At 41.4% G+C, this 25753-nt stretch carries 23 protein-coding genes; 9 read left to right on the top strand and 14 right to left on the bottom strand.

The features are described from left to right. Window position 1 precedes the first annotated feature (1 nt). Both ABWV45_RS01955 and argF read left to right on the top strand, forming a co-directional pair. On the top strand, window positions 2-1186 hold the full coding sequence (locus tag ABWV45_RS01955; protein ID WP_353348140.1) for an aspartate aminotransferase family protein: 1185 nt from the start codon (window positions 2-4) through the stop codon (window positions 1184-1186). 12 nt (window positions 1187-1198) lie between these two features. Further along, window positions 1199-2107: an ornithine carbamoyltransferase gene (argF, locus tag ABWV45_RS01960; protein WP_353348142.1), complete on the top strand. Its 909-nt coding sequence runs from the start codon at window positions 1199-1201 to the stop codon at window positions 2105-2107. A 59-nt stretch (window positions 2108-2166) separates the two neighbouring features. Here the strand turns inward: argF and ABWV45_RS01965 are convergent, their stop codons facing one another. The 3 genes from ABWV45_RS01965 to bioA form a co-directional block, all read right to left on the bottom strand. Beyond that, on the bottom strand, window positions 2167-3255 hold the full coding sequence (locus tag ABWV45_RS01965) for a methyl-accepting chemotaxis protein (RefSeq protein WP_353348144.1): 1089 nt from the start codon (window positions 3253-3255) through the stop codon (window positions 2167-2169). Window positions 3256-3517: 262 nt separating this feature from the next. Next, window positions 3518-4063, bottom strand: a complete 546-nt coding sequence (locus ABWV45_RS01970) for an RNA methyltransferase (protein WP_353348146.1) — start codon at window positions 4061-4063, stop codon at window positions 3518-3520. Then, window positions 4060-5349, bottom strand: a complete 1290-nt coding sequence (gene bioA / locus ABWV45_RS01975; protein WP_353348148.1) for an adenosylmethionine--8-amino-7-oxononanoate transaminase — start codon at window positions 5347-5349, stop codon at window positions 4060-4062. Before bioA ends, ABWV45_RS01970 begins: the two co-directional genes overlap by 4 nt. 127 nt (window positions 5350-5476) lie before the next feature. Here bioA and ABWV45_RS01980 point away from each other — a divergent pair, with 127 nt between their 5' ends. Both ABWV45_RS01980 and ABWV45_RS01985 read left to right on the top strand, forming a co-directional pair. Continuing rightward, a complete protein-coding gene (locus ABWV45_RS01980; protein WP_353348150.1) occupies window positions 5477-6502 on the top strand; it encodes a zinc-binding alcohol dehydrogenase family protein in 1026 nt (341 codons plus the stop codon). After that, window positions 6503-6670, top strand: a complete 168-nt coding sequence (locus tag ABWV45_RS01985; RefSeq protein WP_353348152.1) for a DUF2986 domain-containing protein — start codon at window positions 6503-6505, stop codon at window positions 6668-6670. Here ABWV45_RS01985 and ABWV45_RS01990 read toward each other — a convergent pair. After that, on the bottom strand, window positions 6667-6918 hold the full coding sequence (locus tag ABWV45_RS01990) for a VF530 family protein (RefSeq protein WP_353348154.1): 252 nt from the start codon (window positions 6916-6918) through the stop codon (window positions 6667-6669). The genes ABWV45_RS01985 and ABWV45_RS01990 overlap by 4 nt on opposite strands. 151 nt (window positions 6919-7069) lie before the next feature. Between ABWV45_RS01990 and ABWV45_RS01995 the strand changes: the two genes are divergently transcribed. From ABWV45_RS01995 to ABWV45_RS02010, 4 genes are all read left to right on the top strand, one after another. Continuing rightward, complete coding sequence (locus tag ABWV45_RS01995) at window positions 7070-7813, top strand: YehS family protein (protein WP_353348156.1); 744 nt, start codon at window positions 7070-7072, stop codon at window positions 7811-7813. A 126-nt stretch (window positions 7814-7939) separates the two neighbouring features. After that, window positions 7940-8800, top strand: coding sequence for an endo alpha-1,4 polygalactosaminidase (locus ABWV45_RS02000; RefSeq protein WP_353348158.1), 861 nt, complete (start codon window positions 7940-7942; stop codon window positions 8798-8800). A gap of 75 nt (window positions 8801-8875) precedes the next feature. After that, window positions 8876-9532 carry a YoaK family protein gene (locus ABWV45_RS02005; RefSeq protein ID WP_353348160.1) on the top strand — a complete coding sequence of 219 codons (657 nt, stop codon included), beginning with the start codon at window positions 8876-8878 and terminating at the stop codon, window positions 9530-9532. A 20-nt stretch (window positions 9533-9552) separates the two neighbouring features. Continuing rightward, window positions 9553-9966, top strand: a complete 414-nt coding sequence (locus tag ABWV45_RS02010) for a GNAT family N-acetyltransferase (protein WP_353348162.1) — start codon at window positions 9553-9555, stop codon at window positions 9964-9966. Between the two features lie 60 nt (window positions 9967-10026). Here the strand turns inward: ABWV45_RS02010 and ABWV45_RS02015 are convergent, their stop codons facing one another. From ABWV45_RS02015 to rlmKL, 7 genes are all read right to left on the bottom strand, one after another. Next, window positions 10027-10884, bottom strand: a complete 858-nt coding sequence (locus ABWV45_RS02015; protein WP_353348165.1) for a PA4780 family RIO1-like protein kinase — start codon at window positions 10882-10884, stop codon at window positions 10027-10029. A gap of 265 nt (window positions 10885-11149) precedes the next feature. Further along, complete coding sequence (locus tag ABWV45_RS02020) at window positions 11150-12892, bottom strand: ABC transporter transmembrane domain-containing protein (RefSeq protein WP_353348167.1); 1743 nt, start codon at window positions 12890-12892, stop codon at window positions 11150-11152. A 246-nt stretch (window positions 12893-13138) separates the two neighbouring features. Then, window positions 13139-13921, bottom strand: a complete 783-nt coding sequence (locus tag ABWV45_RS02025) for a PhzF family phenazine biosynthesis protein (RefSeq protein ID WP_353348169.1) — start codon at window positions 13919-13921, stop codon at window positions 13139-13141. A gap of 101 nt (window positions 13922-14022) precedes the next feature. Further along, window positions 14023-14658, bottom strand: a complete 636-nt coding sequence (locus ABWV45_RS02030; RefSeq protein ID WP_353348171.1) for a MiaE family protein — start codon at window positions 14656-14658, stop codon at window positions 14023-14025. A gap of 346 nt (window positions 14659-15004) precedes the next feature. Beyond that, window positions 15005-15223: a DUF6500 family protein gene (locus ABWV45_RS02035; protein WP_353348173.1), complete on the bottom strand. Its 219-nt coding sequence runs from the start codon at window positions 15221-15223 to the stop codon at window positions 15005-15007. A gap of 99 nt (window positions 15224-15322) precedes the next feature. Further along, entirely contained in the window at window positions 15323-16534 is a 1212-nt protein-coding gene (locus ABWV45_RS02040; protein ID WP_353348175.1) for an ammonium transporter, read from the bottom strand. A 221-nt stretch (window positions 16535-16755) separates the two neighbouring features. Next, window positions 16756-18954: a bifunctional 23S rRNA (guanine(2069)-N(7))-methyltransferase RlmK/23S rRNA (guanine(2445)-N(2))-methyltransferase RlmL gene (gene rlmKL / locus ABWV45_RS02045; RefSeq protein ID WP_353348177.1), complete on the bottom strand. Its 2199-nt coding sequence runs from the start codon at window positions 18952-18954 to the stop codon at window positions 16756-16758. Window positions 18955-19202: 248 nt separating this feature from the next. Between rlmKL and rmf the strand changes: the two genes are divergently transcribed. Next, entirely contained in the window at window positions 19203-19397 is a 195-nt protein-coding gene (gene rmf / locus ABWV45_RS02050; protein ID WP_353348179.1) for a ribosome modulation factor, read from the top strand. A gap of 67 nt (window positions 19398-19464) precedes the next feature. Here the strand turns inward: rmf and ABWV45_RS02055 are convergent, their stop codons facing one another. From ABWV45_RS02055 to ABWV45_RS02065, 3 genes are all read right to left on the bottom strand, one after another. Continuing rightward, window positions 19465-20487, bottom strand: a complete 1023-nt coding sequence (locus tag ABWV45_RS02055; protein ID WP_353348181.1) for a quinone-dependent dihydroorotate dehydrogenase — start codon at window positions 20485-20487, stop codon at window positions 19465-19467. A gap of 76 nt (window positions 20488-20563) precedes the next feature. Next, a complete protein-coding gene (locus tag ABWV45_RS02060) occupies window positions 20564-20782 on the bottom strand; it encodes a DUF2835 family protein (protein WP_353348183.1) in 219 nt (72 codons plus the stop codon). Window positions 20783-20843: 61 nt separating this feature from the next. Next, window positions 20844-25697, bottom strand: coding sequence for an NAD-glutamate dehydrogenase (locus ABWV45_RS02065; RefSeq protein ID WP_353348185.1), 4854 nt, complete (start codon window positions 25695-25697; stop codon window positions 20844-20846). Between the last annotated feature and the right edge of the window lie 56 nt (window positions 25698-25753).

The following is a 25753-nucleotide window of genomic DNA, read 5'->3' on the forward strand; positions in this document are numbered from 1 at the left end:
AATGCAACCTATTATGAATACCTACGGACGTTTATCTGCCACTTTTACCCATGGTAAAGGGGCTTATGTCTATGATGCCGACAACCGCCCGTACTTAGATGCACTAAGCGGCATTGCTGTATGCGGCCTAGGCCACGGCCACTCTGCCATCACTAAAGCTATTTGTTCTCAAGCTGAAAACTTGGTTCATACCTCGAACTTATACGGTATTGGTCGCCAACAAGAATTAGCTGAAAAACTGACTGCCATCAGCGGTATGGATAACGTATTCTTTAGCAATTCTGGTGCTGAAGCTAATGAAGCGGCCATTAAAATTGCCCGTAAATATGGCCATAACAAAGGCATCGAGTGCCCTACTATTTTGGTAATGGAAAACGCCTTTCACGGCCGAACTCTAGCCACCTTAACGGCCACAGCTAACAAAGCAGCACAAGCCGGTTTTGGGCCGCTAGTTGAAGGGTTTGTGCGTGTGCCATTTAATGACCTTCAAGCCGCTACTAATGCCTTTGAAAATAATTCAAACATTGTTGCTATATTGGTTGAACCCGTTCAAGGGGAAGGCGGTGTCACCTCGGCTACCGATGAATATATGAACGGCTTACGTGCGTTGTGTAATACAAAAGACGCCCTTCTTATGCTGGACGAAATTCAAACCGGTAATGGCCGTACTGGTAAATACTTTGCGTTCCAACACTTTAACTGGCAGCCAGACGTATTAACCACAGCAAAAGGCCTAGGTAACGGTGTACCTATCGGTGCTTGCCTAGCTAAAGGTAAAGCGGCTGAAGTACTGCAACCGGGTTCTCACGGCAGTACCTATGGCGGCAACCCGCTAGCGTGTGCTGCTGGATGTGCCGTTATAGATACTATTACTCAAGATAACCTATGCGAACGTGTGGCTGTTCTGGGTGATCGCATTCGTAACCAGTTAAAAACACATTTAGATCAAACAGGTTTGGTTAAAGAATACCGAGGCAAAGGTTTGATGATTGGTGTGGTACTGAACACCGAAGAAAACGCAGCAGGCATAATGAAGTCTGCATTAGAGGCAGGTTTATTGTTAAACGTCACTGCCGGCAATGTGGTGCGTTTATTACCACCCTTTGTTTTAACCGACGAAGAAGCAGATGCAGTGGCCAAACAAACGGCCGAGCAAATTATTGCTTATTTCGACGCACAAAAATAAAAGGCCAACATTATGGCAAACCGTCACTTTTTGACATTATTGGATTTTACGCCTTCAGAATTAGAAATGCTCATGAACCGCGCCATCGAGCTAAAGGCTATGCAACATAGGGGCGAAATTTACGAACCCCTTAAAAATAAAGTACTAGGGATGATCTTTGAAAAATCGTCAACCCGTACTCGCGTAAGTTTTGAAGCAGGCATCGCACAACTAGGTGGTCAGGCTATCTTTTTATCGTCTCGCGATACTCAACTTGGTCGTGGCGAACCTATTGAAGACAGCGCTAAAGTACTATCACGTATGTGTGACATCATCATGATTCGCACCTTTGGTCATGACATCGTTGAAACTTTCGCAGAAAACTCTCGCGTTCCGGTAATCAACGCTTTAACTGACGACTATCACCCATGTCAGTTATTAGCTGACATGCAAACCTATCAAGAGCATCGCGGCAGCATTCAAGGTAAAACCGTGGTCTGGGTTGGTGATGGTAATAACATGTGCCACAGCTACATAAACGCAGCTCGCCAATGGGATTTCAAATTAGTTGTGAACTGCCCAGAAGGTTTCGACCCACTACCTGAGCTTTTAAATGACAACAAAGATCGTGTTCGGATTGTGCGTGATACCAAAGAAGCCGCAAAAGATGCTCACTTATTAGTGACTGACGTTTGGGCTTCCATGGGCCAAGAAGAAGAGCAAAAAGCACGCGAGAAAGTATTTAAAGACTACCAAGTTAGCCCTGCCATTATGGATTTAGCGCATAAAGACGCTATATTCATGCACTGTTTGCCTGCTCACCGCGGCGAGGAAATATCACACGACATGTTAGATGATCCTCGTGCAGTGGTATGGGACGAGGCGGAAAATCGCCTTCATGCACAAAAAGCCTTAATGGAATACTTACTCGCCTCTGAGTGATCTGACTGTTAACAACATAATCAAGGCCTCACAAGAGGCCTTTTTTTGCCTGTTAATTATTAAGTACGTTCAATTTCATCCGATAATTTATCCAAAGCACACATTACATCCTCACTGGCTTGCTCCATTTTCTGAAGTAACTGTATCGCCCCTTCCGTGTCATGTGCTTTCATTTTATTAACGGCTTCAAGCCCATACTCATGGATTTTTATATGGGCGTTTTCTAATTGCTTAAAGCTTGATAAATGACTGTATTTTTCCGCCCCTTCACCCTCGTAATACCAGTGACCTAAACGGCACTCTTTATGATCTGTAATAGGAATATTATCATGTTGTTTTTGCTCATAAATCTGATAGATATTGGACTTCCAAGCTAGGTGATCCATTTTCACCGCTTGAATAAACACCCTACTGCTTTCTAATGAAATGGTGCCTTGCATAGACTTAGCTAGATCTAACGCACTGCCCACCGAATCCATAATTTTTTCTGACGTGGCGCTTAGATGCTTGGTTTTTTCTAAATTTTGGTTAATGGTGTCTTGCGTGTCTTTCGTATCACTCTCAATACGCGCTACCAACTCTGAGATTTTTGAACTGGACTCCCCTGCTTTTTGTGCCAGCAAACGCACTTCATCCGCAACCACCGCAAAACCACGGCCTGCTTCCCCTGCTCGAGCCGCCTCAATCGCAGCATTTAAGGCCAATAAATTTGTTTGCTCAGAGATACCATTGATGATTTCTGTGAATTGAGATATTTCAGAAGCCGATTGTTGCAAGCGTGCAGCTTGATCAAAACTGCTTTGTGCGTTATCTGCAATACTATGCAAACCCGATAAAGTATCGTGCAACATACTTGAGGTATCATCATAAACAACACTTTGACTTTCAATACGACGGGTTTGATTACGAAAGGACTCAGCACTGCCTGCAATCGACTGACGAATATCTTCTACGCCTTGGTAACTGACCAACATAATAGAAAGATACTTCTCATAATGGCCACATGATTCTTTAAGTTGTGCCACTTTCTCTTTAGCTTGGTTATTTTCGGCCATCAAACTGGCATTTTGTTGCTCTAGCTGTGAGATTTGCATCGCCATATCAGCAATTCTAGCATCAGGCTTTTCTTGTTGCTTTTTAAACCACATACCGCATACCTAAAAATAATCTATATAAGTAATAAGTGTAGATTAAAAATTCAATCTGCCATTATGGAATGTAAATTCAAACTGACCAAATTGCGCCAAATAAAAAACAATAAAGTGAATCTGCTTGGCCCAATCTTAAATCACCATATTCCCTTAATGACTACTCGGCCCATAAATAACTCATCGCTATGACCATGGACTGCATGAATACGGTTAAAGCATGATTTTGGCTTAGCCTTATTTATTGTAAGTGAGCGGAAAATTACGTTTTAACGATTAAATGATTATTGCCATCACGGCTAGCACGAATCAGCTCATTACCTTGTGTGATTAGCTCTTTAGCACGGTGAGACTTCGCCATGCGATCATATAACACCACATTCGCCGTCGCCGCTAAATTCATACAACCAATGGTTGGCACATACACCACTTCATCTGCCTGATTGATAATCTTTTGTCCAATATTGCCATCTTCTGGGCCAAAAATATAAAGCGCACTTTCAGGGTGTTCGAACTCAGGTAGCGGCGTTGCTCCCTCTACTAATTCAATGCACACAATTTTGGTACATGGTGTCATGTATTTTGAAGGCACATCAATTAAGTCATCCACTTTTGTTATGTCAGTGGTGGACTGAATATTATGAGTATCAGTATTGTGCTTTAACGCATAAGCGTAACGATTACCGGTGTAATACACATCATCTGCTTCGTAACAGCCGATGGCGCGCAAAACAGACCCCACATTTTGCGCATCTTTTGGGTTGATTAAACCAATACTAACAGATGTTTTATTTTCCAAATCACTCAAAGTTTTTTCACCACATTAATCATTGCTTGAGTTAAAAAAGCCAAATCTTCTTCGTTTATCACAAATGGCGGCAATACATAAATCAATTTTCCAAACGGGCGCACCCATACGCCTTCTTCTACAAACATGGGTTGAACCGTTGGCATATCCACGGGTTCATGTAATTCAATCACACCAATGGCACCTAAAATACGCACATCATTCACTTGTGGTAATGCTCGGGCAGGTGCTAAACCTTTTTCTAAACCTGCATTAATATTGGCAACTTGCTGCTGCCATTTATCTTCCATTAACAAATCTAAACTGGCATTGGCAACGGCACAGGCCAAAGGATTACCCATGAACGTTGGGCCGTGCATAAATACACCGGCTTCCCCTTCACAAATGCCTTTAGCAACTTTATCACTACATAAGGTTGCCGCTAAACTCATAAAACCACCAGTTAACGCTTTACCTACGCATAAAATATCCGGCGATATACCTGCGTGTTCACAGGCAAACATTTTCCCGGTACGACCAAAGCCTGTGGCGATTTCATCGGCAATTAATAAAATGTCATATTCATCACACAGTTCACGAATACGTTTCAAATAGTCAGGACTATAAAAACGCATGCCACCGGCCCCTTGAACGATGGGCTCTAAAATAATGGCAGCAATTTCGCTGCGATGACCTTCAAGTTTTTGTTTAATATCCGCTACATGTTGTTCGTTAAACTCTTCATCAAACAAACAAGCTGGCGCCTCAGCAAAGATATGTTGGTTTAACACCTTTTCAAACATGTGATGCATGCCGTTTACAGGATCGCACGTGGCCATGGTGGCAAAGGTGTCGCCGTGATAGCCATTTTTTACAGTTAATAATTTATTTTTGTTTTTATGGCCTTGGCTTATGCTGTATTGAAACGCCATTTTAATGGCCACTTCAACCGCGACTGATCCGCTATCACTAATAAAAACTTTATTTAAGCCTTCTGGTGCAAGCTTCACTAATTTCTCACACAAGGTCACAGCAGGTTCATGAGTTAACCCCCCAAACATCACATGACTCATGATTTCAATTTGATCATGGGCCGCTTGTTTAAGTTTAGGGTGACCATAGCCATGCACGGTTGACCACCAAGACGCCATGCCATCAATCAGTTCACGGCCATCCATCAATGTAATGCGCACACCATCTGTACTGGCCACAGGAAACGGCGCTAAAGGTGATGTAAATGAAGAATACGGGTGCCAAACGTGTTGCTTATCGAGTGTTTCAATTTGGGCTTGTGTGTACTGGGCCATGACTCACCTAGCAAGATAAAAAAGAGCCTTCATTCTAACGGATCAAGCCCATTGAACCAAGGAAGCCACACGAAACATTGAATTGAGTTATAATTCGCGCAATCTCCAATTTATCTTTAGTGATCACATGAAAGCCATTGCCTTTGACCTCAGCCTTCCCATTGCAGATGACAATAGTTTATTTGAATTACAGCAACCTAAACCAAAGGCATCCGGTCATGATCTTCTGGTGAAAATAGACGCCATTAGCGTGAACCCGGTGGATGCCAAAATCCGCATGCGTGCGCGCCCAGAAAAGGCCGAACCCAAGGTCTTAGGGTATGACGCAGTAGGCACCGTTGAAGAAATAGGCGAAAACTGCACTCTTTTTAATGTGGGTGATGTGGTGTTTTATGCTGGGGACATGAATCGCCAAGGTAGCAATGCCGAATATCAACTTGTCGATGAACGCTTAGTGGGCAAAGCACCGAACACATTAGACAGCGCTCAAACGGCTGCTCTGCCCCTAACTAGCCTTACCGCTTATGAAATGCTGTTTGACCGCCTGCAAATCGATACCAAACGTCCCTTTCAATCTAAAGAAAATTCGTTACTAATTACCGCAGGGGCCGGAGGGGTTGGCAGTATCATGATTCAGCTGGTTAAGGCACTTTGCCCTGATGTTACGGTGATAGCCACTGCGAGCCGCCCTGAAAGTCAGCAATGGTGTAAAACCATGGGGGCCGATTATGTAATCAACCACACCAACGGCATTGCCAGCGAATTTGAAAGCATAGGGATCAAGGGCGTAAGCCACATTGCCAGTATTACCCATAGTCACAGCCACTTTGATGATTTTGCTCAAATCATCCAACCTCAGGGTAAAATCTGCTTAATTGACGACCCAGCTACCCCATTAAATATCCAACAACTTAAAGCGAAAAGTGTCAGCCTACACTGGGAGCTGATGTTTACCCGCAGTCTATTTCAAACCGACGATATGATTCGCCAGCACCATATTTTAAATCAAGTGGCTCAACTGGTGGATGAAGGCAAAGTTGGAACCACGTTGGGCAAGCACCTTGGCAAAATCAATGTGGACAACCTTAAAACCGCCCATGCCCTTGCCGAATCAAGCCAAAGTATAGGCAAACTGGTTTTGGAGGGCTTTTAAATGAACCGTAAAAAGAAGATTTTCACCAAGCTTTCATCAAAAGCAAAAAAGGCAAATTTGAAAGCAAACCCTAAACATAAACCTAAATATATATCAAAGGCCGAGCGTGAAAGACTGGCTCAAGAGGCCGAACAAGCCGCTGAGGGTTCTAACGACGCCAGCGATTAAGGCTGTTTATAGATGCTCTTTTTTTGAGTAATGGCTTGTTGGTGCTCTAAATATAGCGCCTCTACTTTTTCTCTGGCCCATTGGGTTTTGCGCAAAAACTTAAGGCTAGAGTTGAGGCTGGGATCATGGGTGAAACAGCGAATATTCACCTCATTGCCCATCTTTTCAAAACCTAGATATTCAATTAAATCTTCTAACAAGGCTTTAAGTGTGATGCCATGTAACGGATTGTTTGGCTGATCTGACATAATCTACCTCTAAAAAACGCATATTAACACAGACTCTCCCTGTCGCTTACCTGCTAGGCTTATATCAATTTATTCCAAGATACGGAATAACTCAGCGAAATCACACAAAAACCGTTAGAATACGGTTTTTAACGTCTGTTCTGAGCTTTTTGTGACTAACAACTATATTCTTCGCCGACTGCGCTTTACCTTTAATTACAACGATCACAAAATGGTCGAAATCTGCGCACTTGCAGGTTTAGATGTCAGTACTGACATTATAAAAACTTGGCTGAAAAAAGAAGAAGACCCTGAATACGTCCGCTGTACTGACCACGAAATGGCCCAATTCTTAAACGGCTTTATTATTGAAAAACGTGGCAGTAAAGATGGTCAAATACCAAAAGCCGAATACAGTCTGAATAACAATATTATCTTTCGTAAGCTTAAAATTGCTTTAAACTTTATTGATCAAGATATTCTAGACACCCTAGAACTTGCCGACTTTGCCATTGGTAAAGCCGAGCTAACGGCTTTTTTCCGCAAACCTGATCACCGCCATTTCCGTGAATGCCAAGATCAAATCCTGCGTAATTTCATTCAAGGCTTGCAACTTAAATTTACCAATTCAACCACTGCCCGCCCGCAATCAAATTACCAAGCATTAAAGGGCAAAGCAGAAAATAAAAAAGCCGAATACAAAAATAATAAGGGCAAATCAAAAGATACTAAACCCTTTTTAAAGCCTAAAAAGACAAGCGAAAAAGTGGTCTATAAAAACCCTAACTTAAAGGGTAAAGATGAATCAAAAACAGGTAAACCTGAAAAAACAAAACGCTCTAAAATTTCCCTTAAAAAGAGCGACTCAGAAACCTCAGTCAACCAAGATATCTGGGGGAGTAAAACTGACAGTTAATAAATTGGCTAGGTGTTTGTGTGAATTTAGTAAACTAAGTCACAGTGATATCAAATAACCTAAATGAAAATTGAAAAGCCGTCTATTCACGCCTAGAGTTATTAATATTTCTCTAGGCTGTTGCATGTGAAAACAGTTAATACTCTATCAATTATATGTATCACAAGCCTTTTAGGCGCTTGTGGCAGTGCAAATACAACTGATATAAAATCAGAACTCCCCCTTAACCCTCCACCCGTAGAGAACAGTAATGTGTTTCAGCCAAACGTTTTAACTACTTGGCAATGGCAACTACTGATACCGAATGGTGAGACCCTTAATAGCAGTTATAACGTTGACGTGTATGACGTTGACCTATTCGATACATCGATTTCACAAATAAACGCATTACAAGCCAATGGCAGAAAAGTCATCTGTTACTTCTCAGCAGGTTCTTATGAACATTGGCGAATTGATGAAAGCCAATTTCCACAAGAAGCATTAGGCAATAATCTAGATGGCTGGGAAGGCGAACGCTGGTTAGATATTCGTTTAAGCAGTGTTCATGAAATTATGGAAGCTCGCATCGAATACGCCGCCGAAAAACAATGTGATGGCGTAGAGCCAGATAATATGGACGCCTACCAAAATAACTCAGGCTTCAATTTAAGTGCCAATGATCAATTAGCGTTTAATCGATTCATTGCCAATACCGCTCATGAATACGGTTTATCTGTAGGCCTTAAAAACGATTTAGATCAAATCGAAGAACTTGTGGATTACTATGACTTTGCCGTAAACGAGCAATGCTTTGAATATGACGAATGCGACGCGTTAATTCCTTTCATTGATGCAGGAAAACCTGTTTTTAATGCAGAATATCATGATGATTATGTAAGCAATGATCAAAACCGCACTGCATTATGCAAAGCGGCCAATGCTTTACAATTGAGCACGTTAATTTTGCCATTAGACCTTGACGATGAATTTCGCTACAGCTGCCTATAAAACTAATATATCCAGCATTTAGGCATTAATTTTGTATGAGTTTCATGATTCTTTTTAACCTAATAAGCCAATACCATGAATACCTTACCTCGCTGGATTGAATATGGTGCTTTTACACTTGCTTTGCTTGCTGGCACCATTAATTCAATCGGATTACTGGGATTTCAACATCAAGCTATTTCGCACCTATCCGGCACCGCAACTCTACTAGGTACACAATTATGGGCACTATCTGAAATAAGCTGGGAATTATTTATCATTTTAGCCAGCTTTGTTTTTGGTTCTATGCTAAGTGGTTTTTTACTCACTAGTACCTCACTAAAACTCGGGCGCCATTACGACTCGTTATTACTAATAGAAGGAACGTTGTTAAGTTTAGCTGTGTACTTTTTAAATCAAGAGGCCAATATGGGTCACTATTTAGCATCGGCAGCTTGCGGATTACAAAATGCATTAGCCACTCAATACAGTGGTGCGGTTATCCGTACTACCCACATGACAGGAATTTTCACAGACTTAGGTATTATGCTGGGCTCCGCCTTAAGACGAGAACCATTTGATTCAAGAAAATGCCGCTTATTTTTTTGGTTAATTCTTGGTTTTATTTTAGGTGGTAGCTTAGGCGCTTTCTTATTTCACCACTTACACTTTAACGCCCTATTCGCCCCCGCCTTTTTATGTGTATTATTAGCCATTGCCTACCGAATTTATTGGCAACGGACACTTAATTAATTTACAGCCAAGGAATACTGGTGAACATTCAATATAAGATCAACGCATTAATCTCAGTTGATCAATTTTCAAACTTACTTAAGGCGTCTTCATTATCAAAAAGACGCCCAATAGACGATGAGACTTGTTTGAAAGGCATGTTAGAAAACAGCAATTTATGTATCAGTGCATGGCACAATAATCAGTTAGTTGGCATTGCACGGTGTATGACGGATTTTCATTACGCCTGTTATTTGTCTGATTTAGCCGTAGATGAGTCTTTCCAAAATCAAGGCATTGGCAAAGCATTACAAGTTAAGGTGCAACAGCAATTAAATGATAAATGTAAATTGATTTTAATTTCCGCACCTGCAGCCAATGATTACTACCAGCACATTGGCTTTACAAATAATGAACGCTGCTGGGTATTAGAGCGCCACCAAACCATCAAGTAGAAAACAGCAGACATAAAAAAACCATGGCTATAATTATCCATGGTTATACAAAAAATACGCTTAAAGCTCTTCTTCGTCTTCTTTTAGTCTGGCTTGCTTTTCTTGCTCTTCTTGAAGAGCCGCTTTAATTTCCTCTAAAACCGAGTCCACATCAGCAGCGGTGTTGTCCTCTGCAAACAAACCTGTAAGTTCAGTGTCGGGTTTAAGCTCACCGTCTTCATATAATGCCCACATTTCTTTAGCGTACTGTGTATTTAATAATTGTGGGGCGTATTGACCATAATAAGCACGCATGTTGTTTACATCTCTTTCTAGCATGGACTTAGCATGCATATTTGCCGCTGCATCCACTGCCTGAGGTAAATCAATAATCACTGGGCCGTAATCATCCACCAGAACATTAAATTCGGATAAGTCACCATGAACCACGCCCGCTATCAGCATTCGCTTGATGTACTCCATCATGGTGGTGTGGTCTTCAATTGCCTGAGCTTCATCAAAGGCCACATCGTTTAAACGCGGTGCCACATTGCCTTCATCGTCAGACACAAGCTCCATTAGCAACACACCATCAAAACAACCAAAGGGTTTTGGTACACGCACATCGGCGGCATCTAGTTTATAGAGTGCGTCTACCTCAGCATTGTGCCAAGCGTCCTCTTGTTGCTTTTTACCATACTTGCTGCCTTTTTCCATGGCTCGCTGGCGGCGACTGTTCTTGGCTTTGCGGCCCTCTTGATACTGCACGGCTTGCTTAAAGCTACGTTGGGCCGCATCTTTATAGACTTTTGCGCATAAAATATCGTCACCGCTGGCTACTACATATACAGTGGCTTCTTTACCGCTCATTAATTGGCTGATCACTTCGTCAATCAGGCCGTCCTCATATAGAGGCTGTAATCGTTTTGGGATCTTCATTGGGCCGTTATACCTTAGTTCGACCTTAGTTGGAATGCAGGTTACTGATTTTAAAATAGATATTACCAAAGGAGCTATGATTTAACTCAGTTATTTTTAGCCTTTATTGGGAAATGAGAACATAGCAAAATAGCAAACAAGCAAATAGCGGCTAAATTAGATGTGGGTTAGATATTGTCTAATATGGCAGCCTAAATCAATATATTGATAATTCAACCTAGGCCTCACCAAAAGCGCATACTAGCAATTTAAGGGTATAGCTTAATCACAATGTGGCCGCCTCAAATTGCAGTTTGGCTAAACGTGCGTATAACTCACTGGAGGCCATCAAACCTTGGTGCGAACCGCTATCTATTAGTCTCCCATGGTCTAATACAAAGATACGATCCACTTGAGCCACTGTGGCCAACCTGTGGGCAATAATAAATGTAGTTCTGTTTTTCATTAATTCATTGAGTGCTTGCTGGACTAAGAATTCACTTTGAGCATCTAACGCACTAGTCGCTTCATCTAACAAAAGGATTTTAGGATCACGCAATATAGCGCGGGCAATGGCTAATCGCTGCTTTTGTCCGCCTGAAAGTTTAACTCCTTGTTCACCTAGAAACGCATGATAACCATTTGGTAACTCCATAATAAAATCATGTGCATTTGCCGCTTTTGCTGCCGCAATGACTTGCTCCTGAGTCGCATTTGGCGAGCCATAACGCAAGTTTTCCCACACATCAGCACTGAACAGCACAGGCTGCTGGGGCACCAATGCAAATTGATCTCGTAAATCATGAATATCTAATTCTGTAATAGGTGTACCCGCTAATAAAATCTCACCATCGTTTGCATCTCTAAAGCGCAGCAACAGATCAAACAGTGTAGATTTACCAGCGCCACTTGGCCCTACCAAAGCCACTTTTTCTCCTTGTTTCACGGTAAAGCTCAAATCATTCAAGGCTAAATAATCCGGCCTAGAGGGATAGATGAAATTAACATGATTAAATTCGATTAAATTATCTTTAAAGGTATCTTGAGAGTTTATAGGAGTTGGTAACTCAACGGATTGAATCAATGGCTTTGTTAAGAATAACTCTCGAATGCGCTCTATCGCACCTGCTGCTCTGAGTATTTCACTAAACACACCAATAACCGCCCCTAATGACCCAGCCACCATTAACGAATAAAATACAAATGCAGAAAGCTCACCAGCTGTCAGCTCACCATTAATAACATCCGTCCCACCCACGTAAATCATGGCAGCAATAGACGTAAAAACCAAAATGACCACCAAAGCAATCAGCATGGCGCGATGAAATATACGCTTACGAGCTGCATCAAAGGCCATCTCAGCGGATGCTGAAAAACGTTGTGATACTAAATCTTCACGGGTAAAGGCTTGCACCACTTTAATATGCTGCAAACTTTCACTGGCCCAAGCGCCAACATTGGCAACTTTTTCTTGGCTTACTTTTGAATAATTTCTTACTTTACGACCAAAATACACAAGAGGAACACTCACACATGGCACCATGGTAAGCACGATTAACGCAAGTTTTGCGTTTGTCACAAACATTAAGATAACTGCACCAATAAAGGTGATGATATTACGCAACGCAAACGACACTGAAGAGCCAATGACCGTTTCGAGTAATGTGGTATCGGTAGTAACACGACTTTGTATTTCGCCTGCTAAATTATCTTCAAAGAAACTCGGCTGTAGGGTTAATAAATGTTGATGCAATTGCTTACGGATATCGGCAACCGCCCGCTCCCCAATCCAAGACACCAAATAAAAACGCACAAAACTGCCAATAGCCAATACAAGAGAGATAACCAAAATAACAACAAGCGCATCAATTAAACCTTGGCTTGAGTTTTCTGAAAAACCTTCATCCACCATCTGCTTTAAACCCTCGCCTATGGAGAGAGTTACCGCAGAAGTCATCAGCAATGCTACCAAGGCCAAAAATACCTGAGACTTATAGGGTTTAACGAATTGCCACAACCAAGACAACATGAGATACATCCTTGAAGGTAATATTATTATTTTAAGTTATCGTAGAAACAATCTTTACAAATCACGTTCAGACATTTGTTAGAATCGATTCTTGTTGATAGATTTTAACCGTAGAACCATCAACTACAATACATTTAAAGTACCAAAATCATGTAGCCTACAGCATATGCAATATAACATGAGTTGCCCGCTTTACTTTTTAGTGTAAATGCTTGGAATTAAGTACTTATTTTCAATGAATAAACATTAATTGATGTCTATTTCACCTTTCATATACAATACTGCTCCACCTGAAATTAACACTCTATCGCCGTCTAATACGCAATGAACGTCACCTCCACGCTTTGATATTTGTCGAGCATTTAAATGCGTCTTGTTAAGCACACCAGCCCAATAAGGCGCAAGCTTAGTATAGGCCGAGCCAGTAACTGGATCTTCATCAATACCGAACTTAGGGGCAAAAAAACGCGCTACAAAATCGTATTCTTCCGACTGAGCGGTGGCAATAACACCTCGTAAAGGCAGCGTTTTTAGAATTGAAAAATCTGGGTCGAGACTCCTCACCACATTTTCTGATTCAAATACCGCAACTATGTCTTCGTGTTCAAAACAAGCAATAGGTTTAACACCTAATGTCCTCTCAATTTCGTTTATATATGTACTTTGTTCAGGCATTTGCGATGGAAAATTCAAAGTATAACCAAATTGAGTTCGATTCACGCTCAATTCACCAGACAGAGAATCAAACACCAAGGTTTCTCCTTCAAAACCTAGCTGCTCAAATAATACAAACGCACTAGCCAATGTTGCATGCCCACATAAGCTCACTTCTTTAGTGGGGGTAAACCAGCGGATATGAAACCCTGAATCTATTTCCACAAAAAATGCAGTTTCCGATAAGTTGTTTTCTGCAGCAATGGTTTGCATTACATCATCAGGCAACCATGATTCCAAAGGAACAACCGCAGCCGGGTTACCTTCAAATAGACGCTTTGCAAAGGCATCAACTTGGTATATTAGCAATTTCATAAACATTCCTTGTAATGCTTAAGTTAAATAATGGTGAGCACATCCAGTAGTTGCCTGACTAATACCCTTGAAACTATTCTTTACAAAAGTCCTGCATGGATTTAAACCCGATAATCCGCGGTAGGTACACCTGAGTGTAAGCGCAATAATGGATCAGGTTGCATAATGCTTTCATCTTCTGTTTTTAAGAAAAACTCAACTCGATCCTGTATATTTTCTTCTGAATATTTTTGCGCCAAGGTTAGGTAGTCTTTAAAATGACGAGACTCAGACTTAAGTAATGAAATATAAAACTGACCTAGTTCATCGTCTAAGCTTGGGGCAATTTTATGAAAACGCTCGCATGAGCGTGCCTCGATAATACTGCCGATGATCAAATTATCGGTTAGTTTGCCTTTGTTATCTGGACGAATATGTTTCGCCATATTGTAAGCATAGCCACTGGCTTTCATGGTACGAAAGGTGATACCGCGCTTTTTTAGAATTTTAAGCACCTGTTCATAGTGGACTAATTCTTCACGGGCTAGACGGGACATTTTATTTTGAATGTCCATATTTAAAGGGTTACGAGCCATTAGGGTCATGGCTTGCTGGGCTGCTTTTAGCTCATTAGTGGCATGATCTATCAATATGGTTTCTTGATTTTCAAGTGCCATATCGACCCAAACGTCTGGGGTTCTATTTGGTAAATACTCTAAAACCGGTTCAATCAGGGCATCGATATCAATTTTCGCCATGGAATAACTCTGTCTTTCGCCAAATCAAAAAGCGCTATTATAGCGACATTTCTTGTAATAGCTCACGCTGTCATCACTCATAGGCACAGACCGGTGAGTTTGCTGATCTAAGATACAAAAAATTGCTATTGCATCAGCTTTTATTAGATCTACAAGGTAAGGTTAATTTTTGTTCACCCCAGCACATAGTACTCCTTTGGTGAACAGCTGGATTTACTTGGTTTAATGAAAGGTATTTTGATTATTTTAAATATGACTGTCTTTGAGTTGGGTGACAATCAACGCTCATTAAATTAACTATGGAGAAACATTATTTAAAGCATTTCTAACAGACAACTAATTAATACTACTCACCTAAAGTCACCATCTGCTTTATCTTCACAGCCTTTTCAAAATGGTCTAGCTTATGTGTCTGTATCCACCAAGTAGCAACTTCCATCAGTCGCTCTGGATCACTATTTTTATTCTCAAAAAAAGCATAAAACGAAAGCCCTACATTTTCGCCTTTTTGATTAACCTTTTGCTCACATACTTTAACTATTTTATCCCTCAAACTTACTCTCATATACTCTTCTTAATTTCATATAAATTAAACAAATACTACCCATAAAAAAACACCAAGGGCGTTGGCCATTGGTGTTTTTAGGCTAAAACGAATTAAAAATTAGTCTTCAGAGGTTGATGCTATTTTATGGATAGATAAATCAGCACCATTGTACTCTTCTTCTTGGCTTAAACGTAAACCAGCCAATGCACCAACCAAACCATAAACAAGGAAACCACCAATTAAGGCAACTGCCACACCTGTCAATGATCCAACCAACTGAGACATAAAGGTAACACCACCCATACCACCAAAGGCTTCTAAACCAAAAATACCAGCGGCTACAGCTCCCCAAAAACCACATAAACCGTGCAACGGCCACACACCTAACACATCATCAATACGCGGGAATTTATTTTGGAATAACGTAAACGTATAAACAAACAGTGCACCTGCTACACCACCTACTACTAACGCCCCCATTGGGTGGAACAAGTCAGAACCCGCACATACAGCCACAAGCCCAGCTAACGGCCCGTTATGAATGAAACCTGGATCATTTTTACCCATTAACATGGCAACTAATGTACCGCCAACCATTGCCATAAGAGAGTTAACAGCAACAAGACCACTAATACCGTCTAGAGTTTGTGCCGACATAACGTTAAAGCCAAACCAACCTACAGTTAAAATCCATGCACCTAACGCTAAAAATGGAATACTTGATGGCGCAAATGCAACTGGACGACCTTCACGATAACGACCATTGCGCGCACCCAGCAATAAAATAGCCGCTAATGCTATCCAGCCACCCATACCATGCACAACGATGGAACCAGCAAAGTCATGGAATTGAGCACCAAAGGTGGCTTCTAACCAGTCTTGATAGCCGTAGTTACCATTCCAGATCATACCTTCGAAAAATGGATAAACTAAGCCCACAATTAATGCAGAACCAATTAAAAACGGGTAGAACTTAGCACGCTCTGCAATACCACCAGACACAATAGCCGGAATCGCCGCTGCAAAGGTTAATAAGAAAAAGAATTTAACTAATTCATAGCCATTGTTTTGGGCAAGATCTGTTGCACTGGCAAAAAAGTCAGCGCCGTAGGCTATGCTGTAACCCACAAAAAAGTAGGCAATGGTTGATACGGCAAAATCAGTAATGATTTTAACCAGTGCGTTGACTTGGTTTTTATGACGAACAGTACCGACTTCTAGAAAAGCAAAGCCTGCGTGCATAAAGAACACCATGATGGCGCCCAGAAGGATAAAGAAAGTATTTGAGCTGCTGATTAGGGTTTCTACAGCACTGTTGATGTTTTCCACAACATTCCCCTTTTTTTATTGTCTCGTTAAGCAAGGGCCATTGCTAAGAGATCGAGTCTTATAGTTAATAGTAATTAAAGCAGATTTGCTTATCTCACTGTTTTATATCGACCCAATAAGATGCATTTTACGTGCCACTAGCATTAAAAGAGTGCAATAAATTTCAGTAAAAGAATAAGCACTGAGTAAAAACATTGATTTTACTCAGTAAATACAAGGGGTTATGACTTATTTTCAATCAAAAAACATTGATGTATTTTTTGGTTACGAGCGAAATCTTGCGGGATACTCCCCTCACTTACATCACTAATTTTGAACTCTTCTAGTGCATCATGCTCCATTTTGAAGCGCCTAAGATTATTTGAGAAAACAAGCGTCCCCCCTGGACGTAATAACCCCATAGCGTGCTCAATTAAACTCACATGATCTCGCTGTACATCAAAAATATCCATCATACGCTTTGAATTAGAGAAACTGGGAGGGTCCATAAAAATCAAGTCATAACGGTCTTTTTCATGCTGAGCTTGTTCAAGCCATTTAGTGCAGTCCGCCTGTATAAATTGATGATCTGTATCCGCCAGCCCATTTAATGCTAGGTTTTTACGCCCCCAATTTAAATAGGTTTGCGACATATCTACACTGGTGGTTGAACGGGCTCCGCCCACTGCGGCATGCACGCTTGCCGTGCAGGTATAACTAAACAAATTTAGGAAATCCTTGTTTTTGGCCCACTGCGCAATATCCATACGAATAGGTCTATGGTCCAAGAACAATCCACTATCTAAATAATCGGTTAAATTCACATAAAAACGACAATTACCTTCCTGCACCTCAAAAAACTGCTCTTGTTTGTCTTGTTTTTCGTACTGCCGCTTGCCTTTTTGCACCTTGCGCTGTTTTAGTACCACTTGCTCCCTATCTATATTTAAAGCAACAGGTACCGCATCTAAAATATCGCGTAATCTGTTTTCGGCTTTCTCTGGATCTACGGATTTAGGCGGTGCATATTCTTGAATGTGAACCCACTTATCGTAAACATCAATGGCAACTGAGTACTCAGGCATATCAGCATCGTATAAGCGGTAACAATTTGTATTTTGCTTTTTTACCCATGAACGAATTTTTTTAAGGTTTTTCTTTAAGCGGTTACACACCATTTGTGCGCCTTCGCCCAAAACCACCGGCTCATTCGTTTTACCTGTTTCAAGTTGCACTTGAGCCTGAGCCTGTGCTTTTTCACTAGACCCTTCAGAGATAGTGTATAAAAAAAGTTTTGAGGCAATAGCGCCATTATAAAACTGATACTGTTTATGGGCGCGCATCTTAAATTGATACGCTTGCCCTGGATTACCGGTGAACACACCTAATGTCCAATTTGCAAAGTTTTGCTTAACCAGCCGACCAAAAGCAGCATACAACGAGCCTATTGCCACCTCATCACTTAAACGCTCACCATAAGGTGGATTGGATAAAATTAGGCCAGATTCAGGCAGCCCTTTTTCTTTAGTTAATTCATTCAATGTTTGATTTTTAAAATGAATGAAATGCATTACACCTGCACGTCGCGCATTATCTTTGGCTTTGTTTAATACTTTTTCATCCATGTCATAGCCGATCAGTGTTAACTCCACTTCTGACTCTTGTGCCGCTTGTTTTCGATTTTCAGCATCTTGCTTAATTTCACGCCATTCTGGCGATTGAAACGTTTTCCATTTTTCAAACGCAAATTGATTTCTCAATAAACCAGGGGCTATATCAGCAGCCATTAAAGCCGCCTCTATGAGCAATGTTCCTGAACCGCACATAGGGTCCAGTAATGCACCGTCTTCTTGCTTCATTAATTTCGGCCAGCCTGCACGCGTCAAAAGCGCAGCAGCTAGATTTTCTTTCAACGGTGCAAGCCCTTGGCTTTGGCGATACCCCCGTTTATGTAAAGGCTCACCTGCCATATCCAATGAAACAGAAATAGCATCGCGGCTTAGACGCACATGAATACTGATATCAGGCTGATCGGAAATATCTGGCCGTGTACCAGTCTTATCGCGAAAGTAATCACATACGGCATCTTTTACTTTTAAAGCACCGAAATGGGTGTTGCGGATATCGTCATTGGTGCCAGAGAAATAAACTCGAAAGGTTTGGCGATCACTTAAATGCTCTAGCCAATTAATCTGAAGTAACTGCTGATACATATCGTCCGCATTTTCCACTGGGAAGTGCGCCAGCGGATACAACACGCGACTGGCCAAACGAGACCATAAACAAACCTTATAACCCATCACTTGATCTGCCTGACAACTGACAAACGCCACACCCAGTTTGACACCTTGCGCACCTAAATCAGTTAGTTCTTGTGCAAGTAATGACTCCAACCCTTTAGGGCAGGTTATCACCATGGGCTGTTCTTGAGGTTCTTGCATAGAGGCTTCTACTTTCATTTAAAATTAACTTTATTTAGGTATCTTTGTATGAAATTCACACAAAATAGAAATTTAAAATTGTTGGGAGATCAATTACTTAGGTTTTTAATAACTTTTAAAGCTAAAAAAACAATGATTAAGACCAAATAAATCATTAACACGAAACTGTAATAACCCCATACTGAATTTGTCCGGTGCTTTTCTAACCTGACAAATTTCCACTGATCTTCAAACAGAGGCAACGACGTATGAGAAGACAGAAGCGTGATATGGATCGCCGAGCTTACCAAAAAGGTTACTTGGCGGGTGTTCAAGGTCGATCTAAAGATCTATGCCCAGAAGGAACAGCCCACTTCAATTGGATGACGGGATGGCGCGAGGGTCGAGCAGACCATTGGGATGGTTACTCAGGTGTAGCTGGCGTTCATCGTCTTCCCATTTAACATCACACTTTAAACTTTACCGAATATCAAAACCAAAGGGCCCCACCCGGGCCCTATCAAGTTTTTTCTAGTTTTTCACCGCTGCAATCGCATCATTTGCTTGTGAAATCAATTTTGGTCCTTCATAAATAAAGCCAGAATAAACCTGAACCAGCTCCGCGCCGGCTTTAATTTTATCTGCAGCCGACTCACCATCCACAATACCACCTACTCCAATAATCGGCATGCTACCGTTTAACGCTTGAGCTAGCCACTTAAGAACCTGTAACGACCCATCCTGAACAGGTAATCCACTCAAACCACCAGCCTCGGCCGCAAACTTATGCCCTGCTACAGCATCACGCTCTAATGTAGTATTGGTAGCAATCACACCGTCCATTTGTGTCTCTATTAAAGTTTTAGCCACCATTTGAGTTTCTTCCTCGTTCATATCCGGAGCGATTTTCACCAAAATGGGGGTGTATTGGCCGTGTTGCTTTTCAAGTTTCAATTGAGCCTGTTTAAGCTCGCTTAACAATGAGGTTAATGACTCCCCAAACTGCAACGTGCGAAGCCCAGGGGTATTTGGGCTTGAGATATTCACAGTTATGTAGTCTGCATATTCATATACTTTTTCTAGGCAAATTAAATAGTCTTGGTTGGCGTCTTCGACTGAGGTATCAAAGTTCTTACCAATGTTGATGCCTAAAACCCCTGTATAGTTAGACTTTTTAACCTGCTCAACTAGATGATCAACCCCTTTATTATTAAACCCCATGCGATTAATAATGGCTTGATGCTCAGGCAAGCGGAACAAGCGAGGCTTAGGATTACCTGCTTGTGGGCGAGGAGTAATCGTGCCAATTTCAATAAAACCAAACCCTAGACTGCCCAGTGCATCAATATAGTCGCCGTTTTTATCTAGACCTGCCGCTAACCCAACTGGGTTTTTAAAGGTAAGGCCTAACACTTCAACAGGCTGATCCGCTACTTTAGGTGCAAAGAAGCTCAGTAGCCCTAGGCGCTTTGCCGCCCCCAGCATATCAAGAGTCAGTTCGTGGGAGGTTTCAGCATTGATTTTGAACAACAGTTTACGCAGCAATGTATACACGGACAGGCCCTCAATGAAATATGGGCGCCATTATATAGAAAGCCTAATGAGTTTGCTTATGAATCGGCAAAAATCCTTAGGCAATTCGTGTTACACGCTCAAATTGCCCACTCATACCGTACTCAATGCGAAATCGGCCATGAATCCCATCATGGCCAATAAATTGCCATAGAATTTTAATAGGGAAACGCATGCTGCGGCCATCTAAACTGTGCGCGAACACCGTACCAACCCCTTCATAGGCGCACTGTAGCTCGTCTGATGATATGTGTATATCAACATCAATTGTATTCACACCGGTTTCCATTATTTTTCTCAGTGTAAACCCAAGGGCCTATTGGCCCTTGGCAGTAAAATTAATCACATTCAGTGGCTAATCGACTGGCTTGAGCCAAATCTAACAACTCCCTTAAGGCAACTGAAAAGACAGCAAAATCATTGATGTCACTTTCCTGTAACTCTTCAACTGTTTTGCGCCAGCGACCAATCATTGGCTCACTTTTTATCAGCCAAGCATTCATACGAGCCTCTATATCGCCATCGGGTAGGGTTTTGATAATGCTGGCCGTTAATGTTCGTTGCTGCCAATCAAGGTCATCACGATAGGTTTCACGAGCCAAAGCCTGCCAATGACTTTGCACAGAAACTTTATTCAACTGCTCTAAGAACCATTCCAAATCCAAGTTACAGCCCACCTGATAATAAGTGGCCGCCACGTCCTCTGGGCTTCGGTCGGTTTGCTCGGCCCCCTCAATGATACTTAAAGCGGAGAACATATTATTAGCACCCGCCACGGTGGCAGCTAATTCTTCTGGTACTTGCGCATTAATTAACTCTTGATAATGATCTTGCCATACTTTTTGCCCTTCACCTGCCAATAACTCTGACAACTTAGAGTTAATACTGGCGGCACGATCCCTAAAGCGCTCAACCTCTTCAGCTATATTCAGTTCACGGCGACGATTACGTAAAAACCATCGTGAAGCTCTGCGTACCAAGCGCATTAATGAAGCCATCATGCTTTCTTGAATGTCTGAAGATATTTTATAATCCAGCGCTTCAATTTGCTCCCACAATTCGCTTAAACGAAACACATCTCGTGCAGCGACGTACGCTTTCACTATGGCATTAATATCGCTACCTGTGCTGTCTCGCATGCGGTTCACATAGGTAATTCCCATACGATTAACCATTTCATTAGCAAGCTGGGTCGCCACAATTTCACTACGTAACTGATGGTCATATAACGCCTCAGGGAAACGTTCTAATAATGTATTTGGAAAGGCGCTTTCTACGGACCTTGCAAGATACGTATCCTGAGAAATCTCAGGGGTATTAAGCAACTCTTTTAAATCGCCTTTTGTATAACTTATTAAAACTGAAAGCTCTGGACGTGTTAGGCCTTTTTTCTGGCTTTTGCGCTCTTCTAATTCTTCATCGTTTGGTAGAAACTCTAATTCACGATTCAGTTTTTTCTGTTTTTCCAAATCGTTCATCAAACGTTTGTATTCATCCATTCGGGTTTTCGCTTCCCGATAAGCTAACGCGATGGCTTGAGTTTGTCGGTAGTTATTTAAAAGCACTAAAGTCGACACTTCATCTGTCATGCTTTCTAATAATTCATTGCGCTGTTTTATGGTCAAATCACCAGCTTGAACCAAACCATTTAGTAATATCTTAATGTTAACTTCATGGTCCGAGCAGTCTACCCCTGCCGCGTTATCAATAAAATCGGTAAAGGATGCACCACTGCCACTTAATGCATATTCAATTCGCGCACGCTGAGTAATACCTAAGTTCCCCCCCTCGCCTATGACTTTTGCATTTAGCTCTTTCCCATCGATACGCAAACTATCATTTGCTTTATCACCTGCATCATTATGTGATTCGCTTGAAGATTTAACATACGTGCCTATACCACCATTCCAAATCAAATCCACAGGTGCTTTTAATAAACTATGAATCAAATCATTCGGTGACATCCGGTCAGCGGTTAAATTAAAACAAGCTTTCATTTCTGGGGTGATATCTATGGATTTTGCCGAACGATTAAATACACCGCCCCCTTTAGAGATTAATGTGCTTTCATAATCGGTCCAAGCGCTTCTTGGTAAATCAAACAAACGTTGACGTTCTTTGAAACTGGCTATAACGTCTTCTGGGTTCGGATCAATGAAAATATGCAGGTGATTAAAAGCCGCCACCAACTTAATGTATTCACTGCGCAACATGCCGTTACCAAATACATCTCCAGCCATATCCCCAACACCAATAACAGAGATAGACTCTTTTTGAACATTAAGCCCCAACTCCCTGAAGTGCCGCTGCACGGATACCCAAGCCCCTTTGGCTGTGATACCCATTTTTTTATGGTCATAGCCTACTGAGCCACCACTAGCAAACGCATCGCCAAGCCAAAATCCTCGCTCTTGAGCAATACCATTTGAAATGTCGCTAAATGTGGCTGTACCTTTATCTGCCGCTACCACAAGGTATGGGTCATCTTGATCAAAACGAATCACTTTTTCAGGAGGAATGACTTCTCCGTCCATTAAGTTATCCGTAATATCTAACAAACCGGAGATAAACGTTTTATAGCACTCTATTCCTTCTGCTAAAAACGCATCACGATCCCCTTCTGGTAATTGCTTAGCGATAAAACCGCCTTTTGCTCCAACAGGTACAATAACTGAGTTTTTAACTTGCTGAGCTTTCACTAAACCCAACACTTCAGTGCGGAAATCTTCAACCCGATCCGACCAACGCAAACCACCACGAGCCACTTTGCCACCACGTAAATGCACCCCTTCAACACGAGGGCTATACACAAAAATTTCAAACATGGGTTTAGGCAAGGGTATATCACTGATTTTTCTTGGGCTGAACTTAAACGAGAAATATTGTTTTAACTCGTCATTCTCTTCATGCTGGAAGAAATTTGTCCTTAATGTGGCTTGAATTAATTCAATGTAACGGCGAAAAATACGATCTTCATTGATGCTTTCTACTTGATCAAGTAATTCAGCGAATTGTTCATCTAATTTTTCTAAATGTTTTTTCCTAACATCTACCGTGTTTTTCACTAAATTAAAACGCGTAACAAAATAGCGCACAATAAACGAAGCTAAATCAGGGTACTTACACAATGTATCGGCAATAAATGACTCTGAAAAACCAAAACGAATTTGCTTCATATAACGAGCGTAAGCACGTAACAATGCCACTTCTCGCCAACCTAGTTTGGCACCTAACAATAAGCGATTAAAACTGTCATTCTCGGCTTTTCCAAACCATACCGCTCTGAAGGCTTCTTGAAAATTTTCCTTGCTTTCATGAAGGTCAATATTGTCACTAAACGTATAAATCATACTAAAATCATGTACCCAAAATTGCTTGCCATCACTACGATGGATTCCATATGGGTGCTCACCAATCACACGTAAACCTAAATTTTCTAAAATAGGTATAACGTCAGAAAGCGGTAATAAATTCTCTGGATTATATAATTTAAACTTGAAGCGGCTACCGGTGTCAGCCACATTCCGATATAGACTCATGGCGACATCTTCATCAGACTTCATGGACATAACATGTTGTATATCAACAACAGCGGTGCGAGGTGTAAACTCTTCACGATAACTGGCACCAAAAGCTCGGCGATACAGTTGGAAATATTTATTCCCCGTCTCTTCACCTACCCCTTCAATCAAAGCTGACATCAGGTCATCTTGCCAAGAGCGAGCAACGGCCTGTATGTCTTTTTGTATACGTTTTTCATCATATTCAATCACGTCATTCTGATTAAGCTTTAGAGTAAATAATGTTCTAGCTAAAATTGATTCAGAAAAATACGTGGTGAATTCCACATCAACTGGTTTAAAAACGTCAGTTAAGATATTTTGTACCTTATGACGAAGCTCGGTGTTGTATAAGTCTCGGGGCACATAGACCAAACATGATAGAAACTTATTTAACTGATCATGGCGGATAAATACATGAGTACGTCGACGCTCTTGTAAATTTAAAATACCAATTGCTGCCTTAGCTAACTGGTCCACATCGGTATGAAATAACTCATCCCTTGGGTAAACTTCAAGAATATGTTGCAGTTCACGATTATGATGGCTACCAGAGTTCAACCCTGAACGCTTAATAACTTGCTCGGTTTTACGACGAACAATTGGAATATTAAAAGAACTTTCCGTATATACATTGGACGTAAATAGACCAAAAAAACGTCTTCCTCCTGTCACCTGACCATTTTTATCTACCTTTTTAACTGTAATGTAATCAGGATACGCTGGACGATGAATTCGTGAGCGACGCCCTGATTTAGAAATAGAAATCAGCTGTGGAGCCATTATGGAAGCCTGCATGCCTGGCGAAAGGTCATCAATGATTACCTTCGACTTCCCATGTAACGCTCGCTTAAACAAACCGGTTTCGCTTTCTTTATTTTTAAGGGATACGGTTTTATCACCACTTTTTTCGATGGATATATCAACCGTTCCTAAAAACGTAAAGTGGTCATCTAATAACCACTCTAAAAACGCTACCGACTCATTGACATCTTTTTTGGTAAACGGGCCTTTACTATCTTTTACCCAACCAACCGCTTCTTCGCACCTTGATTTAACCGTGGGGAAATCACTTACCACCAAGCAAATTTCATCCAGAATCTCTTTTAAAGACTGAGATAAGTCCTTCAGGGTTTTTTCATCACTGTGGCGGTCTATCTCCACATATACAATGGCTTCTCTTGGGTTATCAGAATGATCAAGAGGAGAGTTGAGATCTAACTCGCCTTTCTCCGTTCTATCAACGTGCATCACAGCATTATTAATGAAGTGTATAGACATTTCACGCCTATTAAGCTCCATGCGAATCGAGTCGACCAAAAATGGTACATCCGCATGTAAAACTTCAACAATGGTGTGAGTCGATTGCCAGCCGTGCTCTTCAAAATCTGGGTTAAATACTCGAATCTTGCTGGTTTCTGGACGCTTTTGCATAAAATTCCAACATGCCAGCGTTGCGCCATATAAATCCTCTAGTTTTCGACTTTCTAGTTCCTGTTCTGGGGTCGCGGCATAGTAAGTTTTGGTAAACTGCTCAATAGCTTTGGCTTGATTTTTTGGAACTTCCCCCAATAAACGCTCAATTAATTGACTAACTTGAGGGTGTACATCCTTATTCAACAGGTTATTCATTTCGGTTCCTAACGGATTTATCTTTATATAAATGATAGTTTAAACCTAAAAAAACG

The organism is Oceaniserpentilla sp. 4NH20-0058 (assembly GCF_040371755.1).
Lineage (GTDB): Bacteria > Pseudomonadota > Gammaproteobacteria > Pseudomonadales > Oceanobacteraceae > Bermanella.

Coding starts and splice junctions, on each gene's coding strand:
- ABWV45_RS01955 (WP_353348140.1), top strand. CDS start 2: ATGCAACCTATTATGAATACCTACGGACGTTTATCTGCCACTTTTACC.
- argF (WP_353348142.1), top strand. CDS start 1,199: ATGGCAAACCGTCACTTTTTGACATTATTGGATTTTACGCCTTCAGAA.
- ABWV45_RS01965 (WP_353348144.1), bottom strand. CDS start 3,255: ATGTGGTTTAAAAAGCAACAAGAAAAGCCTGATGCTAGAATTGCTGAT.
- bioA (WP_353348148.1), bottom strand. CDS start 5,349: ATGGCCCAGTACACACAAGCCCAAATTGAAACACTCGATAAGCAACAC.
- ABWV45_RS01980 (WP_353348150.1), top strand. CDS start 5,477: ATGAAAGCCATTGCCTTTGACCTCAGCCTTCCCATTGCAGATGACAAT.
- ABWV45_RS01985 (WP_353348152.1), top strand. CDS start 6,503: ATGAACCGTAAAAAGAAGATTTTCACCAAGCTTTCATCAAAAGCAAAA.
- ABWV45_RS01990 (WP_353348154.1), bottom strand. CDS start 6,918: ATGTCAGATCAGCCAAACAATCCGTTACATGGCATCACACTTAAAGCC.
- ABWV45_RS02005 (WP_353348160.1), top strand. CDS start 8,876: ATGAATACCTTACCTCGCTGGATTGAATATGGTGCTTTTACACTTGCT.
- ABWV45_RS02015 (WP_353348165.1), bottom strand. CDS start 10,884: ATGAAGATCCCAAAACGATTACAGCCTCTATATGAGGACGGCCTGATT.
- ABWV45_RS02020 (WP_353348167.1), bottom strand. CDS start 12,892: ATGTTGTCTTGGTTGTGGCAATTCGTTAAACCCTATAAGTCTCAGGTA.
- ABWV45_RS02025 (WP_353348169.1), bottom strand. CDS start 13,921: ATGAAATTGCTAATATACCAAGTTGATGCCTTTGCAAAGCGTCTATTT.
- ABWV45_RS02030 (WP_353348171.1), bottom strand. CDS start 14,658: ATGGCGAAAATTGATATCGATGCCCTGATTGAACCGGTTTTAGAGTAT.
- ABWV45_RS02035 (WP_353348173.1), bottom strand. CDS start 15,223: ATGAGAGTAAGTTTGAGGGATAAAATAGTTAAAGTATGTGAGCAAAAG.
- rlmKL (WP_353348177.1), bottom strand. CDS start 18,954: ATGCAAGAACCTCAAGAACAGCCCATGGTGATAACCTGCCCTAAAGGG.
- rmf (WP_353348179.1), top strand. CDS start 19,203: ATGAGAAGACAGAAGCGTGATATGGATCGCCGAGCTTACCAAAAAGGT.
- ABWV45_RS02065 (WP_353348185.1), bottom strand. CDS start 25,697: ATGAATAACCTGTTGAATAAGGATGTACACCCTCAAGTTAGTCAATTA.